The organism is Mesorhizobium sp. M8A.F.Ca.ET.161.01.1.1 (genome assembly GCF_004792105.1).
GTDB lineage: Bacteria > Pseudomonadota > Alphaproteobacteria > Rhizobiales > Rhizobiaceae > Mesorhizobium.
This window is the reverse complement of the sequence record NZ_SRTD01000015.1, coordinates 58,653-74,410: the sequence shown is the minus strand read 5'-3', so window position 1 is coordinate 74,410 and position 15,758 is coordinate 58,653. Positions and strand designations below refer to the sequence as shown.

The window sequence follows — 15,758 nt, the reverse complement described above, 5'->3', positions numbered from 1 at the left end:
TTCTGCCGGATACGAACGCTGCCGTAATTAAACCCTCCCAAATAGTTCTCAAAAGTTCCAAACCGGCGTCTAACGCTTTGTTTTCACGCAATTCCCTGGCAATGCGCTACACGCTTCTCCGCTTCGCGTTTTGCCTCGAATTGCTCTATAGATGCGCCGATGCAGGGAGAGCGCTTTGCCTTTGGCCCGTTCGTGCTCGATGCCGGTGCGGGAACGCTGCTCCGGAACGATGTCCCCGTGGCCATCGGCTACCGCGGGCTGAAGCTGCTCGCGGCGCTGGTCGCAAGATCCGGCGAAATCCTTGAGAAGGCCGAACTGATGGACGCGGCATGGCCCGGCACGGCCGTCGAGGAAGGCAACCTCACCGTCCAGATCGCGCAGCTGCGCAAGCTGCTTGGCCCGCCCGGCATTGCGGGTGAAGGGAGCGGCGAATGGATCGCCACCGTTCCACGCGTCGGCTATCGTTTCACGGCGGCCGTCGAACACCTCAATGGCACGAAGCGAAAGCCGTTGCCGCTGCCTGACAAGCCATCGATAGCGGTGCTGCCCTTCGTCAATTTCAGCAACGATGCCGGGCAGGACGCCTTCTGCGACGGCTTGACCGAAGACCTGATCACCGACCTGTCGAGGATCTCCGGCCTGTTCGTCATCGCGCGCAATTCAACCTTTGCCTACAAGGGAAAGGCGATGGACGTGCGCGAGATCGCCAGGGAGCTTGGCGTCCGCTATCTGTTGGAGGGCAGCGCGCGGCGCGATGCGGGGCGCGTGCGCATCAACGCGCAGCTGGTCGACGCGGCGAGCGGCGATCATCTGTGGGCGGAGCGCTTCGACCGCGGCCTGGACGATATCTTTGCCGTCCAGGACGAGGTGACCGCCAAGATCGTGGAAGCGCTGCTCGGCCGGCTGCGCGCGCCGCCGCCACGCAACCGGCCCACCAATCTCGACGCCTACGATCTGTGCGTGCGGGCGCGCAAGCTGATCGACGATTCGCCGCAGACGGCGCGGGAAGCGCATCTGATGCTGACGCGTGCGCTGGCGCTCGATCCCGGCTACGCCGAGGCCTATCGCTGGCTCGCCATGAACCACTGGATGGGATGGGTGCATTGGGGCGCTCCGGTCGACCCCAACCGCCGCATTGCCCTGGATCTGGCGCGCAAGGCGGTCGCGATCGATCCCAACGATGCCGGCTGCTACTGGGTGCTCGGCAATCTGCTTGCCTATGAGCATGATTTCACCGAGGCGGATGCCGAATTCGCCAGGACCTTCGAACTCGACCCCAACGAGGCCGACGCCTGGGCGACATTGTCCGATATAACGACGCTCGCCGGGCGGGTCGAGCAAGGCCTTGAGCACATTCGCAAGGCGTTCCGGTTGAACCCGTTTCCGGCGAGCTGGTACTATCTGACGCTCGGCCAGGCGCAATATGCGGCGCGTGACTATGAAGCAGCCATCGAGACGCTGCGCCGGGACGAGACCTACCGCACCAGTTCACGCCGCTTCCTGGCGGCGAGCCTTGCGCAACTTGGCCGGCTCGACGAGGCGCGCGCCGAGGTCGAGCTGTTCCTCGTCGGCAACCCGCATTTCACCACCAGCCATTGGGTCTGGACCGAGCCCTTCCGCGACGACGCGACGCGCGCGCATTTCATCGAGGGCTTCCACAAGGCCGGCCTTCCAGACTGACGCGTCGGAATAACCGCCTGCACGAGATCCCTGATCACGGCACCAGGTCGATCGTCTCTGTCGTGTGTTCCACGCAAATGAAGCAGCAGGTATCGCAAGGCTGGTCGTTGTCCGGCCCGACGCCGGCGGAAATCTTGTCATTGCCCTCGACCCAGGCGCCATAGCAGATGCGTTCGCCCTGATTGCAGGAGATCGGCACTGATTTCTGCGAGCCCGGATCGACGAGAAACACCTTGTCGTTGCCCGGCCAGACGGTCTCGCGGTCGCGGCTGAACAGCTCGACCGCGACCCCTTCCTTGCGCAGGTTCTTGATGAAGAAGGCCATGTCGGCGGCCTCGGCCGAATTGGCCAGGACCAGTGCCGCCAGCGCAACCATGCGAAACAGCGTCACCGCCGACCTCCCCGAATCATCGCGCGCAGGTTCGCACGGCCGCCCGGAACTAGGAAGACACCGGGCCCTGCGTAGTGATCTCACGCCCGAGCCTCACCACTTCACGCACCAGCAGATCGAGATCGTCACGTCGGGTGCGATGGTTGGTGATCGCCACGCGCAGCCAGTGCCCACCATGCACGGTGGTGTCGGAGAGTGCCGCGATGCCTTGCTCCTGCAGCCGCAGCATGATCTCGATGTTGAGCGCCTTGAGCGCTTCGCCCGCCAAACCGGGCTGGTAGCGGAAGCAGACGATGTTGATGGTCGGCGCCGCCGCCAGCTCCAGCGACGGCTCGGCTTCGATCAACCCGGCCAGATAGGAGACCTGCGCGATGTTCTGGTCGATCAGGCGGCCGAATTTTTCGACGCCATGCTCTTTCAACGCCATCCACACTTTCAGGGCGCGAAAGCCGCGCGAGGTCTGCAGGCCATAGTCGTGCAGCCACTCGCCGGAGGCCAGGCCGCGCGGCGTCGATTCCAGATATTCGGGCGTCACCGCGAAGGTCCGGCGGTGCGCGGCGGCATCCCTGACCAGCGCACAGCCGACCTCGAAGGGCGCATGCAGCCATTTGTGCGGATCGAGCGCGATCGAATCGGCCCATTCGACGCCAGCGACGCGATGCTTGTTGTCAGGCGCGATGGCGATCAGCGCGCCGATGCAACCGTCGACATGGAACCACAGGCCTTCCTCATGCGCGAGTTTGGCCAGCGCCTTGAGGTCGTCGATCGCCCCGGTGTTGACCGTGCCGGCATTGCCGATGACGCAGGCCGGCGTGAACCCGGCTGCCCGGTCCTCCGATATCGCGCTGCGCAGGGCCGATATGTCGATGCGCAGCCCGGCATCGGTCGCAATCCGGCGCAGCGCCCGGTTGCCCAAGCCGAGCGCTTCCATGGCCTTGCGGTGGCAGGAATGGATCTGGTCCGAGCCGTAGAAGCGCAGCGGTTTTTCGATCGCGGCGACGCCGTGCTCACGCACGTCGATGCCCGCCTTGGTGTTGCGCGCCACCGTCAGGCCGATGATGTTGGCCATCGAGCCGCCACTGACCAGCGTGCCGGAGGCCGATGCCGGAAAGCCGAGCATCTCCTTGCACCAGTTCACCACCTGGCTGTCCATCAGCCCGGCGGCATGGTTGCCGCCGCCGAGATTGGAGCCCTGGATCGCCGCCAGGAAATCACCGAGCGCGCCGGTGAAGTTGCTCGATCCCATGTACCAGGACCAGAAGCGCGGGTGGATGTTGCCCATGGGGTAGGACATCACGGTGCGGGAGACATCCTCGTAGACAGCGGCAAGCGGTGCCGGCGAGCGCGGCAACGGGGCGGTGAAAAAGTCCCGCACCTGGCCGGGCATCTCCCGCCATACGGGGCGGTCGCGCAGCTCGCGCAGATAGTCGACGACATCATCGACGACCCGATGCGACAGGGCCTGGACATCGGCCCAGTCGGCGGGGTCGAGCGTTTCCTCGGCCACCATGTCGAGTTGTTCGTGCGCGACGTCCATGACACCCCCCCGTCAAGCCGCCGGGAACTGGCAGCCGGGCGTCGAGCGCGACAGCGCCATCTCACCGGCGTCCATTTCGGCCTCGATGCCGTCAAACAATGGTGTCGACATGTAACGCTCGCCAGTGTCGGGCAGCATGCACAGGATCACCGACCCGACCGGCGCCTTCTCCGCGACCTGCCGCGCAACGGCGAAGGTGGCGCCGCCGGAAATGCCGGTAAAGATGCCTTCCTTCTGGGCCAGCGCCCGCGCCCATTTGATGCCCTCCGGTCCGGCGATCGGCATGACCTCGTCATAGAGGCTGGCGTCGATCGCTTCCTGCAGGACATTGGGGATGAAGTCCGGCGTCCAGCCCTGGACGGGATGCGGCTCGAAGGCCGGATGGCTGGCGGCGGGAGCGCCATCGGCACCGCGCGGCTGCGCCTTGCCGCTGCCGATCAGTTGCGCGTTGGCCGGCTCGGAGAGCACGATGCGTGTATCGGGCCGTTCGCGGCGCAAGACGCGCGCCACGCCGACGACGGTGCCGCCGGTGCCATAGCCGGTGACGAAACAGTCGAGCCGCGAGCCGGCGAAATCGTTGACGATTTCGCGTGCGGTCGTCGCCTCGTGGATGGCGGCATTGGCGGCCGTCTCGAACTGGCGGGCAAGGAACCAGCCATTGGCCTCGGCCAGCTCGACCGCCTTCTTGTACATGCCAAAACCCTTTTCGGCGCGGGGCGTCAGCACCACCTTGGCGCCGAGCATGCGCATCAGCTTGCGGCGCTCGACGGAAAAGCTGTCGGCCATGGTGACGACCAGCGGATAGTTTTTTTGCGCACAGACCATGGCAAGGCCAATCCCGGTGTTGCCGCTGGTCGCCTCGACCACGGTCTGGCGCGGCTTCAGCGCGCCGCTGCGTTCGCCCTCCTCGATGATGTTGAGCGCCAGCCGGTCTTTCACCGAGGCCGCGGGGTTGAAGAACTCGGCCTTGACATAGATGGTCGCATGGGCCGGCGCGAGATTGTTGATGCGCACCGCCGGCGTGTCGCCGACCGTGTCGAGAATGCTGTCGAACAGGCGACCGCGCCCGGCAGTGGTCCTGATTTTCTGTTTGTTCAACATCGTTGATCTCCTCGATCGTGTTCATCTTCACGGGCCGGTTACAAACCGGCGCGTTGGGCGGCGAGGTTTCGAGACCTTGCCGCGCTAGGACTGACGTGCCGGCGATGCGGCAATGAGCGCGGCTGGCGCGAAATTCGCCGCCGGATGCGCCATGTCGTGTTTGGTGATAGAGCAAGGGCCGACAGGCCAGCGTGGGAGCAGGCGTGGAAACGGACGTGGAATCCGCACCATCGAGACAGGACGGTGGCATGCCGTGCCTGTTGGTGCGGCTGCTCGGACCGCTGACGATCACGCATAACGGCGTGCCGATGGCACTGCCGGCGTCGCGCAAGCTGCGGGCGCTGCTTGCCTATCTGGTGCTGGCGCCACATCCGGTAGGGCGCGGCCGCCTGTGCGAGCTTCTGTGGGATGTGCCCAACGATCCGCGCGGCGAGTTGCGCTGGTGCCTCAGCAAGTTGCGCGGCGCTCTCGACACGCCGGACCGGCGCCGTGTCCGCTCGCAAGACGATACTGTCGCGCTCGATCTCAGCGGCTGCCTCGTCGATGTACTGGAGATCGGCCATGCCGCCACGCAGGGGATCGACGCGCTGGATGCGGAGCGGTTGCGAGCGCTGGCAAAACTCTTCGCGGGCGATTTCCTCGACGGGCTGGAGCTCGAACGCAGCCCGCACTTCAACAGCTGGCTGATCGGCCAGCGCCGCCGCTTCCGGTCCGCCCACGCGGCGGTGCTGGAACAGCTCGTGGCGAGCCTGCCAGCGGACTGCGACGAGGCGATCGCGCATCTCGACAGATGGGTGGAACTCGCGCCTTTCGACGGGCGCGCGCATGCGAGGCTGCTGGCGAGCCTCGCCAGGCGCGGCGAGATCGCCGCGGCCGAAAAGCACCTGGCGGCGGCGGCACGGTTGTTCGAATCGGAAGACCTGGATTTCGCGCCGCTCCGGTCAGCCTGGCGGATGATCCGTGACGAGCAGCCGGCTGCCTGGCCGCGGGTACAGCCGGCCTGCCGGTCCACGGCGGCGCAACTGGCGTCCCCCGGCGACACTGGCCCGGTCGAGCCGAGCCATGCATCGCTGGCAGTGATGCCGTTCGTCGAGGAATCCGGCCTGCGCGGTGGGCTGGCCGACGGCCTCACCCACGACATCATCACCCGTCTCGCCAAGCTGCGGGATTTCTTCGTCATCGCGCGCGGATCGGTGTTCGCGCTGGCCGACAGGGGTATCGCGCCCGAGGAGGCAGGCCGCCGGCTGAAGGTCGACTATGTCGCCGCCGGCACGGTGCGCAGCCCCGCTGGCCGTCTTATCGTCAGCGTCGAACTCATCGAGGTGCGCACGGCAAGGATCGTCTGGGCCGAGACCTTCGAGCGCCGGCCGGACGACACCTTCGCCGTGCTCGACGATATCAGCGACAGCATCGTGTCGTCGATCTCGGCCGAGATCGAAACGGTCGAGCGCAACCGCGCCCTGCTGAAGGCGCCCAACTCGCTCAATGCGTGGGAGGCCTATCACCGCGGCCTCTGGCACATGTACCGCTTCACCCAGGCCGAGAACGAAACGGCGCGGCATTTCTTTGCCACGGCCTTGCAGCTCGATCCGACCTTCGCCCGCGCCTATGCCGGCCTGTCTTTCACCCACTGGCAGAACGCCTTCCAGCGCTGGGGCGACCGCGACCGCGAAAGCGCGCTGGCCTTCGAGAGCGCCGGCCAGAGCCTGCTGGTCGACGACCACAATCCGGCCGCGCACTGGGCGATGGGGCGGGCGCTGTGGCTGCGCGGCGAACAGGACGGGTCGCTCTCCGAATTGGGGCGGGCCGTGGATCTCAGCCCGAATTTCGCGCTCGGCCATTACGCGCTGTCCTTCGTCCACTCGCAATCGGGCGACCCGCGGGCGGCGATAAGCTCGTCGGATCATTCGCGGCATCTCAGCCCCTTCGACCCGTTGCTGTTCGGCATGCTGGGGTCACGCGCCATGTCGCATGTCCGGCTCGGCCAGTTCGAGGAGGCGGCCGAATGGGCGCTGAAGGCGGCGGCGCGGCCCAATGCCCATACCATCATCCTGGCGATCGCCGCGCACTGCCTGGCGCTTGCCGGCCGGCTCGACGAGGCACGCGGCTTCGCCGCCGCCATCCGCAAGACGTTGCCGGACTACCGCGCCGACGACTTCATCGGCACGTTCCGCTTCGAGCCCGACGCCGAGGCGCTGTTCCGGCAAGGCGCCAGGCGGATCGGGCTCGGCTGATCTCAGGCTTGAGCGGCCCCCGTTAACGCTTCCGGAAGGAGTTGCTTAACCGTTCGCCGCTATGTGACCTCCGGGGGGTCCATGGCAAAGTGAGTATGATGAGCAACAGCCCCGACAAGCGCAGCGAATGGCGCGCCATTCTTCACGTGCAGGCCCGTATTGCCGTGCTGTTTGTCCCCGTTGTGGCCAGCCTGCTGCTCATCGCCGCGCTTGCCGGCAACGATCGCAAGTCGGTTCCCGACGTCGACCGAACGGTTACCGGGTCGGTGCGGTAAATCGGGCCGAACCGGCTTTTTCCCAGCTCTCCGGGCGCTCAGTAAAAGCGCGGGATCGGACCGTTCTGGGGCGTGGTACGGTCGCCGAGGTCGAGAAAGATCTCGTCGACATAGCACCAGCCCCAGCCTTCCGGCGGGTCATAGCCCTCTATGACGGGATGGCTGGTGGCATGAAAATGCTTGGTGGCGTGGCGGTTGGGCGAGTCGTCGCAGCAACCGACATGGCCGCAGGTGCGGCAGAGCCGCAGATGCACCCACCACGAGCCGCTCTTCAGGCATTCCTCGCAGCCAAGCGCGCTCGGCGTCACGTCCTTGACATCAGCCGCGTGTCTGCACTCGTCAGCCATCACACTCTTCCCATAGGTTGAGGCGCGTCGGCATAGCTGCCTTCCCGCGCGAGAAATGCATGCAATGCCGCCACCACCTGGGCGCCTTCGCCGACGGCAGCTGCGACGCGTTTGACCGACCCGGAGCGCACGTCGCCGATGGCGAACACGCCGCTGCGGCTCGTCTCCATCACGCCATGCGCCGATGCTATGTCCGATCCGGTGCGGATGAAACCCCTGGCATCCAGCGCCACGTCGGATTGAGCGAGCCAATCGGTGTTCGGATCGGCGCCGATGAACAGGAAGAGATGGCGGATCGGGCGCGTCGTCACCGCGCCGCTCGAGCGGTCGCGCCAGCGGACAGTGGCGAGATTGCCTTCCTCGCCGTCCAGCGCCTCGACCTCGGCGCCGGTCAACACCTCGATGTTCGGCTGCGCCCTGATGCGCTCGACGAGGTAACGCGACATCGAGGCCTCGAGACTGCCGCCACGCGCCAGCAGCGCCACCTTCCTGACATGGCTGGCCAGGTAGACAGCCGCCTGGCCGGCCGAATTGCCGGCGCCGACCAGCGCCACCTCCTGGCCGCCGCAAAGCCGTGCTTCGATGGGCGAGGCCCAATAATGCACGCACGTGCCCTCGAACTCGGCGAGGTTGGCGACATCGAGGCGGCGGTAGCGCGCGCCGCTGGCGATCACCACCGAGCGCGTGCGCACCGTCTCGCCGTCGCCGACCGCAAGCTGGTAGCGCGCGCCGCCAGTGGCGGCACCGAGCAGCTTCACCTCGTCGGGGATGACCATCTCGACGCCGAATTTCTGCGCCTGGTTGTAGGCACGCGCCATCAGCGCCATGCCGGTGATGCCCGTGGGGAAGCCGAGATAGTTCTCGATGCGCGCGGAAGCGCCGGCCTGGCCGCCAAAGGCGCGGCAATCGAGCACGATGGTCGACAGCCCTTCCGAGGCCGCGTAGACCGCCGCCGCCAGCCCGGCCGGGCCGGCGCCGACGATGGCGACGTCATAGACCTTGCTGGCGTCAACCGGCCGCAGCAGGCCAATGCAGCGGGCGAGGTCCTTCTCCGCCGGATTGAGCAGCAGCCTGCCGTTCGGGCACAGCACGACCGGCAAGTGGTGCGGATCGACATGGAAGTGCTCGAACAGGGTCTTCGCGCAAGGATCGGTTTTGGAATCGAGCACGCGGTGAGGCTGACCGCTGCGGGCGAGAAACCCCTGCAGGCGCAGGACATCGCCATTGTCGGCCGGCCCGACGATGATGGGACCGATCGTGCCGCTCTCGAGCAGCCCGACGCGGCGCAGGATCAGCGCCCGCATGATACGCTCGCCGAGATTGGCCTCCTGCACCATCAGGTCGCGCAGCCTCTGCGAGGGAATGACGAACGCCTCGACCGGCTCGGCGGCCTCGGCATTGACCAGCGAGGGGCGGGCCGAAAGCTGCGCCAGCTCGCCGACGAAGCTGCCAGGGCCATGGGTGACGATCGTTTCGCGTCTGCCGAGCTTGCCGTCCTGGGTGATGTCAACCTTGCCCGACAGGATGACGATCAGCCCCGGGGACACATTGCCGGCCTCGAAAATGTGCTCGCCGGGGGCATAGGCGCTGGCCTCGCCGAACCGACGCATGCGATCGATGTCCGCCTCGGCCAGCGTTGGGAAGGCCTGGTCACGGCGGGCGCCGAAGATCGCGGTGCTGGATTGAGACATGGTTGCGAACGTAGCGAAGCGGGCGCGCGGTTTGAAGCGGTTTGTTCGGGACTGGCCAGGAGGCGAGGTCATCGCGCAAGAAAAAAGCCCGGGCGAACCGGGCTTTTCTCAAAATTTCTGAACCGAACATTTGGTTCGAAACGGGAATTTGGTGCCCAGAAGAGGACTCGAACCTCCACTCCTTGCGGAACACGGACCTGAACCGTGCGCGTCTACCAATTCCGCCATCTGGGCTGGTGCGGGCTCAATAAGCGGGCAAGCGATTGCTGTCAACGCGCTTTTTTCGAGGGCTGATGCTCGCCGGCTCAGTTTCGCGCGTCGGCGCCGCCCCTCACCTGCCTGCCGGCATCCTCTCCCCGTATAGTGACGGGGAGAGGAACGCTCTCAGCCTTCCAGCACTTCCTTGGACGCCACCGTCGAATCGGCGTTGAGCGTGTAGATGACCGGCACACCTGTGCCGAGCTCCAGCTTGACGATCTCCTCGCCCGACTTGCCGTCCAGCGCCATGATCAGCGCGCGCAGCGAATTGCCGTGGGCGGCGACCAGCACCGTGCCGCCGCGCAGCACATGCGGCTGCAGATCGTGCAGGTAATAGGGCCAGACGCGGGCTCCGGTGTCCTTCAGGCTTTCGCCGCCGGGCGGCGGCACATCGTAGGAGCGGCGCCAGACATGCACCTGCTCCTCGCCCCATTTCTGGCGCGCGTCGTCCTTGTTGAGGCCGGAGAGGTCGCCATAGTCACGTTCGTTCAGCGCTTGGTCGCGGATGGTCTGCAGGTCGCTCTGGCCGACCGCGTCGAGAATGTGCTGGCACGTCTTCTGCGCCCGGACCAGCGCGGAGGTGAAGGCGATGTCGAATTTCAGGCCGCGCGCCTTGAGTTTTTGGCCGGCGGCCTTGGCCTCGGCATGGCCCTGCTCGGTCAGGTCGACGTCACGCCAGCCGGTGAACAGGTTTTTCAGGTTCCATTCGCTCTGGCCGTGGCGCACGAGCACGAGGGTTCTCGACATTTTTGCTCCTCTGGGGTCTGGGCAATTCCAGGAAAGGTGCGTAGCGGCTTTCCCGCAGGACTTGCGTAAGACGAAGATGGTTCAGGGTCGTTTCAGGCAAGCCCAAGCACGTCCCGCATTGAGTAAAGGCCCGGTTTTTTCCCCCGCGCCCACAGTGCGGCCTTGACCGCGCCGCGGGCGAAGATGGCGCGGTCCTCGGCATGGTGGGACAGCGTGATGCGCTCGCCGGTGCCGGCCAGGATCACGCTGTGGTCACCGACCACCGAACCGCCGCGCAGCGTGGCAAAGCCGATCGAGCCGGTTTTTCGCACACCCGTATGGCCGTCGCGTGAACGCACATCATTGCCGGCAAGCGCGATGCCGCGCCCGGCGGCTGCGGCCTCGCCGAGCAGAAGCGCCGTGCCCGAAGGCGCGTCGACCTTGTGCCTGTGGTGCATTTCGAGGATCTCGATGTCGAAATCATCGGCGTCGAGCGCGCGCGCCGCCTGTTCGACCAGCACCGCCAGCAGGTTGACGCCGAGGCTCATATTGCCCGACTTGACGATGGTCGCGTGGCGCGCGGCCGCAGCGATTTTCGCATTGTCGTCGGCTGAACAGCCGGTCGTGCCGATGACATGGACGATGCGCGCCTGCGCCGCGTAGCCGGCGAACGCAACCGTCGAGGCCGGTGTGGTGAAATCGAGCACGCCATCGGCCTTGGCGAAGACCGGCAGCGGATCACTGCCGATCGGCACGTCGATGCGGCCGACGCCGGCCAGTTCGCCCGCATCCTTGCCCAGATGGGGCGAATCCGCGCGCTCGACCGCGCCGATGACGCGGGCGCCCGGAATGGCGTGGATGGCGCGGATCAAGGTCTGGCCCATGCGGCCGGCCGCGCCGACCACCACAAGGCCCATATCGCTTGCCGGCGCGCCTGATGTTGCCGATGTTTCGCTCATGCCGTGCTCCCGGCGATGTTCTGGGTCTCTAATTCCTGAATCGAAGTTTGGATCGGCGCGCTGTCGTCGACAAGCCCCAGACCCTTGACGCCCTGTATGCGGTGGAAGCGGGCATAGATGCTGTTCGGATCGGCCATCAGCGTCGCATGCGTGCCTTCCTCGACCAGCCGTCCCTCTTCCAGCACGATGATGTGGTCGGCATTGACCACCGTCGACAGCCGATGCGCTATGACGATCGTCGTGCGGCCTTCCATGACATGCGTCAGCGCCTCTTGGACGCGCGCCTCGGCCTCGTTGTCAAGCGCCGAGGTTGCCTCGTCGAGCAGCAGGATCGGCGCCTGGCGCACGATGGCGCGGGCGATCGAGACGCGCTGGCGCTGGCCGCCGGAAAGGGTCGAGCCACCTTCGCCGACCGGCGTGTCGTAACCTTGCGGCTGCTGGCGGATGAACTCGTCGGCTGCCGCCTGTTTTGCCGCCTGCTCGATCTCGGCGTCCGTGGCCGACAGGCGGCCGTAGCGGATGTTGTCGCGGATCGTGCCCTCGAACAGATAGGGCGCCTGCGCTACATAGGCGATCGACTGCCGCAGCGAATGCTTGGTCACCTTCGAGATGTCCAGGCCATCGACCACGATACCGCCCTGGTCGACGTCGTAGAAGCGCTGCAAGAGCGCCACCAGCGTCGATTTGCCGGCGCCCGACGCACCCACGATCGCCGTCACCTTGCCGGCGGCGGCGGTAAAGCTCAGGTCCCTCAGCACCGGCATGTCGGCGTTGTAGCCGAACGTCACATTTTCGAAGCGCACCTCGCCTGTGGTGATCCTGGCCTCGACCGCATCGGGCGCGTCGCCCTGTTTCGGTTCCAGGTCGAGCAACTCGTAGATCATGCGCGCGTTGACCAGCGCACGTTCCATGCCCACCTGTGTGCGCGCCAGGCGTCTTGCCGGGTCGTAGGCCATGATCAGCGCGGTGATGAAGGAAAACACCGCGCCCGGTGGTTGCCCAAGCACCAGCGCCCGGTAGCCGGAATAGGCAAGCACGGCGGTAATAGCGAGACCGCCCAGAATCTCTGAAATCGGCGACAGCCGCTCCGAGACGCGGGCGATCTTGTTGTTACGCTGTTCGGCCGTATCCGCCATGATGCCTATGCGGCGCGCCAGCTCCTGCTCCAGGGTGAAGGCCTTGACGATGGCGATGCCTTGCGTGGCCTCCTGCACGGAACCGTTCAGCCGCGAATTGATCAGCACGGATTCCCGGTTGATACGCCGCAATCGGCGGGTGATGTAGACGACGGCCCAGATCAGCGGCGGGCCGATCAGCAGCGAGCTGAGCGACAACACCGGATCCTGGTAGATCATGACGCCGACGAGAGCGACCAGCGTGACCGCATCGCGGCTGATGGAGGTCAGTGTCAGCGACAGTAGATCGCGGACGCCGCCGACATTCTCGTTGACCTGTGCCGCCAGCCGACCGGAACGCGTATCGTTGAAGAAGTTGACGCCGAGCTTCATCAGATGGTCGAAGCTGCGCTTCTGGTAGCGCGCGACCAGATTGTTGCCGATCTTGGCCAACGCCACGGCCTGGCCGTAACCGGCGAAGCCGCGCAGCAGGGAAGCTCCCATGAAACCGGCGCAGATCCAGACGATCATGTCGCCGCGCCGTTCGTAGAATATCTGGTTGATCATCGGGGCCATGATCCACGCCGTGAAGGCAGTGGTGCCGGAAACAATCAGCAAGCAGGTGACGGCGACGACATAGGACCAGCGATGATCGCGGCCATTTTCGGAGAGGATGCGGCGCAGCACGGCGTTGACCTCGCCAATGCTGGCTTTCTGCTTGTTTGGAGCTTGAAGTGTCAAATCGGGAGCTTCGTGGGTTTTCCGCCTGGGACCGGGCTGCAATTCGGCACTCCTCTTAGCGCCATGAGGCCGGCTTGCCTATGCCCGCGGCTGATTAACTTCGTCGCGGGCGGCTCAAGCGCGCCCACGCGGCAATAGGCACATCCCGTCGAGGAGCTAGGCCTGCCAGCGCCGGCCCGAGGTTTGGACGCCGAACAGCGAGGGGTTCCTGGCATAGGCGGCGAGGCCGAGAAGGGCGGCCAGCGGATGGGTGATGACATAGACCGGCATGGTGCGCATCAGCGCGCTGTGCGGCGCCTTGTCCTCGAAGGCGGCGCGGAAATTGCCCTCCTTCAGCGCCGGCACGATCTTTTGCGCGATGCCGCCGGTGAGGAACACCCCACCACGGCTCATGAACACCAAGGCAAGGTCGCCAGCGGTACGGCCGAGACAGGTAACGAAGGTCTCCAGCGCTTCCTGCGCCACCGGATCGGTCTTGGCCAGCGCCGCGGCGGTGACCTCGGCCGGCGTGGTGAAGGGCGATGGCTTGCCGTCGGCCTTGGCCACGGCGCGGTAGACGTTGACGAGGCCGCGTCCGCACAGGATCTGCTCGCCCGAAATGCGGCCCTCGAGCTTCTCTATATGCGGGAAGACCTCGAAATCGCGCGGCGTGCGCGGCCCGATGTCCATATGGCCGCCTTCGCCGGGTACGGGAATCCAGTGATGCAGCGCGTGGACCAGCCCGGCGACGCCGAGACCGGTTCCCGGACCCAGCACCACGCGGCCGGCATTGGGCTCGGGCGTGCCGCCGCCGATCTTTTCCATATGCTCTTCGCCGAGCGCGACGACGGCCAGCGCCTGCGCCTCGAAATCGTTGAGCACGACGATGTCGCTCAAGCCCAGATTGGCGAACATCTGCCTCGGCTTGACGACCCAGGGACAGTTGGTGAGCTCGATCTCGTCGCCGTCGACCGGACCGGCAACCGCCAGCACCGCCGAATTGGGCCGGACCGAGGAGCGGTCGAGCACGGCCGCCTGGATCGCTTCGTCGATGGTGTTGTAATTGGCGGTCTGGACGATGGTCGGCTCGCCGGCCTCGGAATTGGCGTCGAGCACGATCGAAAAGCGCGCATTGGTGCCGCCGATATCGCCGATCAGGATCGGAAACCGCAGCAAGGTGTCGTCATCGGCTGTGCTTGGCATGCTCTCGTCCGTTCCCCGTCCGGGCTACGTGCCGCTGTTTGCCCGTTGACTAGCGCATGGCCTTGCAAAGGGAAAGGCGCTTGCTTTCAGTTCCAGACAATCGCTTCAAATTTGAATCCGATCCTTGCGCCGTCGGCGCCGCCCCTCACCTGCCTGCCGGCACCCTCTCCCCGTATAGCGACGGGGAGAGGGGCGCTGTCATCGATGGTTTCGCCAATCGCTGACGTGGCAAGGAGGGCGCCAAGGCTGCGGCCAGCCTCCTTCTCCCCGTCCCTATACGGGGAGAAGTGCCCGGCAGGGCGATGAGGGGCAGCACCGACCTCGGCAATCAATCGTCAATTCCCCGGCGGCCGTGGACGCGGCACCGGCACGCCTACTTCGGGTGTCGCGGTGAAGGCGTTCAACGCGCTTGGCAGGCCTTCCGTGCTGCTGGCCGTGGTGGCGGGCAGCGACGGCGCTTCGGGTTCGGGCGCCGCCACCGCGACCGGCACAGCGCTACCGTTATAGGTCGCCGCCTCGGCCGAGGCGGGCCCGGGCGCGTCGAGCACGGCGCGGCATTCCTTGGGCAGGTTGGCCATCGTCATCAGGTCGCGGGCCTTGGGCGCATCGGGGTTCTTGTTGGGCCGCCAGGGCTCCTGCGTGAACCACCAGGCCAGCGGCTTGCCGCAACCGTCCTCATCCGGCGTCGCTTCCTGCCCCTTGCAAGTGGGCGAACCGGGCTGGCAGCCGATGCGCATGTGGAAATGGTAGTCATGGCCCCAGAACGGCCGGATCTTGCGCAGCCAGGTACGGTCGCCCTTGACCGTGTCGCAGAGCTTTTTCTTGATGCCCGGATTGACCAGGATGCGCTCGACTTGCGGGTAGCTCGCGGCCCGCTTCAGCAAAGCCGTGTGCGCCGGCGTCCACAGCGCGTCCTTCACCAGATGAGTCTTGTCGTCGACCATCAGCGTGGCGCTCATGTTTTCGCGCTGCGCCCTGGTCATCGTGCGGTCGGGCATCGGCGTCAGCCAGATGTCGGCATCGAGCCCGATCTGGTGCGATGCATGGCCGGTCAGCATCGGGCCGCCGCGCGGCTGCGCGATGTCGCCGATCAGCAGGCCCGGCCAGCCATCGGCGACGGCATCGCGCGACAGTTTCTCGATCAGCGCGATCAACGCCGGATGGCCCCAGCGGCGGTTGCGCGAAGGCCGCATCACCTGCCAGGTCGGGCCATCCATCGGAATGGCGACGCCGCCGGCAAAACAGCCCTTGGAATAGAAGCCGAAGGATTGCGGGGCGGTGGCCGTCGGCAGCTTCTCCGCACCGAACAGGTCTTTCGCCCGCTCCTCGGCCGCTGCCGGCTGCGCGAGACCGGTCAGGGCAAGCAAGCCAAGGGCGGCCGCCAGCAGTGATCTCTTGCCAAAAGACGACCGCGTCGCTGTCTTCATGAAATCGGATCCCACCAAACCCCAAGCCCGAATCATAGCACGCAACATGCGACGCTTCGATCGCTCTAACCTTTTGGCGCAATTCCGGACGGAA

The 15,758-nt window shown here is 66.0% G+C and carries 13 protein-coding genes and 1 tRNA gene; 3 read left to right on the top strand and 11 right to left on the bottom strand.

From position 1 onward, the window contains the following. Positions 1-159 precede the first annotated feature (159 nt). Positions 160-1,680, top strand: coding sequence for a winged helix-turn-helix domain-containing tetratricopeptide repeat protein (locus tag EN804_RS27640; RefSeq protein ID WP_135921785.1), 1,521 nt, complete (start codon positions 160-162; stop codon positions 1,678-1,680). Between the two features lie 34 nt (positions 1,681-1,714). Here EN804_RS27640 and EN804_RS27635 read toward each other — a convergent pair whose 3' ends face one another. The 3 genes from EN804_RS27635 to EN804_RS27625 are packed head-to-tail and all read right to left on the bottom strand — an operon-like array spanning position 1,715 to position 4,709. Then, positions 1,715-2,071: a hypothetical protein gene (locus EN804_RS27635; RefSeq protein WP_135883849.1), complete on the bottom strand. Its 357-nt coding sequence runs from the start codon at positions 2,069-2,071 to the stop codon at positions 1,715-1,717. 49 nt (positions 2,072-2,120) lie between these two features. Then, a complete protein-coding gene (locus EN804_RS27630; RefSeq protein WP_135921784.1) occupies positions 2,121-3,608 on the bottom strand; it encodes an aspartate aminotransferase family protein in 1,488 nt (495 codons plus the stop codon). A gap of 12 nt (positions 3,609-3,620) precedes the next feature. After that, a complete protein-coding gene (locus EN804_RS27625; RefSeq protein WP_135921783.1) occupies positions 3,621-4,709 on the bottom strand; it encodes a pyridoxal-phosphate dependent enzyme in 1,089 nt (362 codons plus the stop codon). A 248-nt stretch (positions 4,710-4,957) separates the two neighbouring features. On the opposite strand from EN804_RS27625, the gene EN804_RS27620 reads away from it, so the two are divergent. Next, positions 4,958-6,943, top strand: a complete 1,986-nt coding sequence (locus tag EN804_RS27620; RefSeq protein WP_135921810.1) for a BTAD domain-containing putative transcriptional regulator — start codon at positions 4,958-4,960, stop codon at positions 6,941-6,943. Positions 6,944-7,041: 98 nt separating this feature from the next. After that, positions 7,042-7,218, top strand: coding sequence for a hypothetical protein (locus tag EN804_RS27615; protein ID WP_168247798.1), 177 nt, complete (start codon positions 7,042-7,044; stop codon positions 7,216-7,218). Positions 7,219-7,256: 38 nt separating this feature from the next. Here the strand turns inward: EN804_RS27615 and EN804_RS27610 are convergent, their stop codons facing one another. The 8 genes from EN804_RS27610 to mepA form a co-directional block, all read right to left on the bottom strand. Continuing rightward, on the bottom strand, positions 7,257-7,565 hold the full coding sequence (locus EN804_RS27610) for a UBP-type zinc finger domain-containing protein (protein WP_127871103.1): 309 nt from the start codon (positions 7,563-7,565) through the stop codon (positions 7,257-7,259). After that, entirely contained in the window at positions 7,565-9,256 is a 1,692-nt protein-coding gene (locus tag EN804_RS27605; protein ID WP_135921782.1) for a cyclic nucleotide-binding domain-containing thioredoxin-disulfide reductase, read from the bottom strand. Before EN804_RS27605 ends, EN804_RS27610 begins: the two co-directional genes overlap by 1 nt. Positions 9,257-9,405: 149 nt before the next feature. Continuing rightward, positions 9,406-9,490: transfer RNA gene (locus EN804_RS27600), tRNA-Leu, on the bottom strand. A gap of 150 nt (positions 9,491-9,640) precedes the next feature. After that, a complete protein-coding gene (locus EN804_RS27595) occupies positions 9,641-10,261 on the bottom strand; it encodes a 2,3-bisphosphoglycerate-dependent phosphoglycerate mutase (protein WP_127279288.1) in 621 nt (206 codons plus the stop codon). A 92-nt stretch (positions 10,262-10,353) separates the two neighbouring features. Continuing rightward, positions 10,354-11,199, bottom strand: a complete 846-nt coding sequence (dapB, locus tag EN804_RS27590) for a 4-hydroxy-tetrahydrodipicolinate reductase (protein WP_127279289.1) — start codon at positions 11,197-11,199, stop codon at positions 10,354-10,356. Beyond that, positions 11,196-13,055, bottom strand: a complete 1,860-nt coding sequence (locus EN804_RS27585; RefSeq protein WP_135921781.1) for an ABC transporter ATP-binding protein — start codon at positions 13,053-13,055, stop codon at positions 11,196-11,198. Before EN804_RS27585 ends, dapB begins: the two co-directional genes overlap by 4 nt. A 156-nt stretch (positions 13,056-13,211) precedes the next feature. Then, positions 13,212-14,237 (bottom strand): glucokinase, encoded by a 1,026-nt coding sequence (locus EN804_RS27580; RefSeq protein ID WP_135921780.1) that lies wholly within the window; start codon positions 14,235-14,237, stop codon positions 13,212-13,214. Positions 14,238-14,572: 335 nt separating this feature from the next. After that, the gene (gene mepA / locus EN804_RS27570) at positions 14,573-15,664 is read right to left on the bottom strand and encodes a penicillin-insensitive murein endopeptidase (RefSeq protein WP_135921779.1); all 1,092 of its coding nucleotides are present in this window, start codon (positions 15,662-15,664) and stop codon (positions 14,573-14,575) included. Between the last annotated feature and the right edge of the window lie 94 nt (positions 15,665-15,758).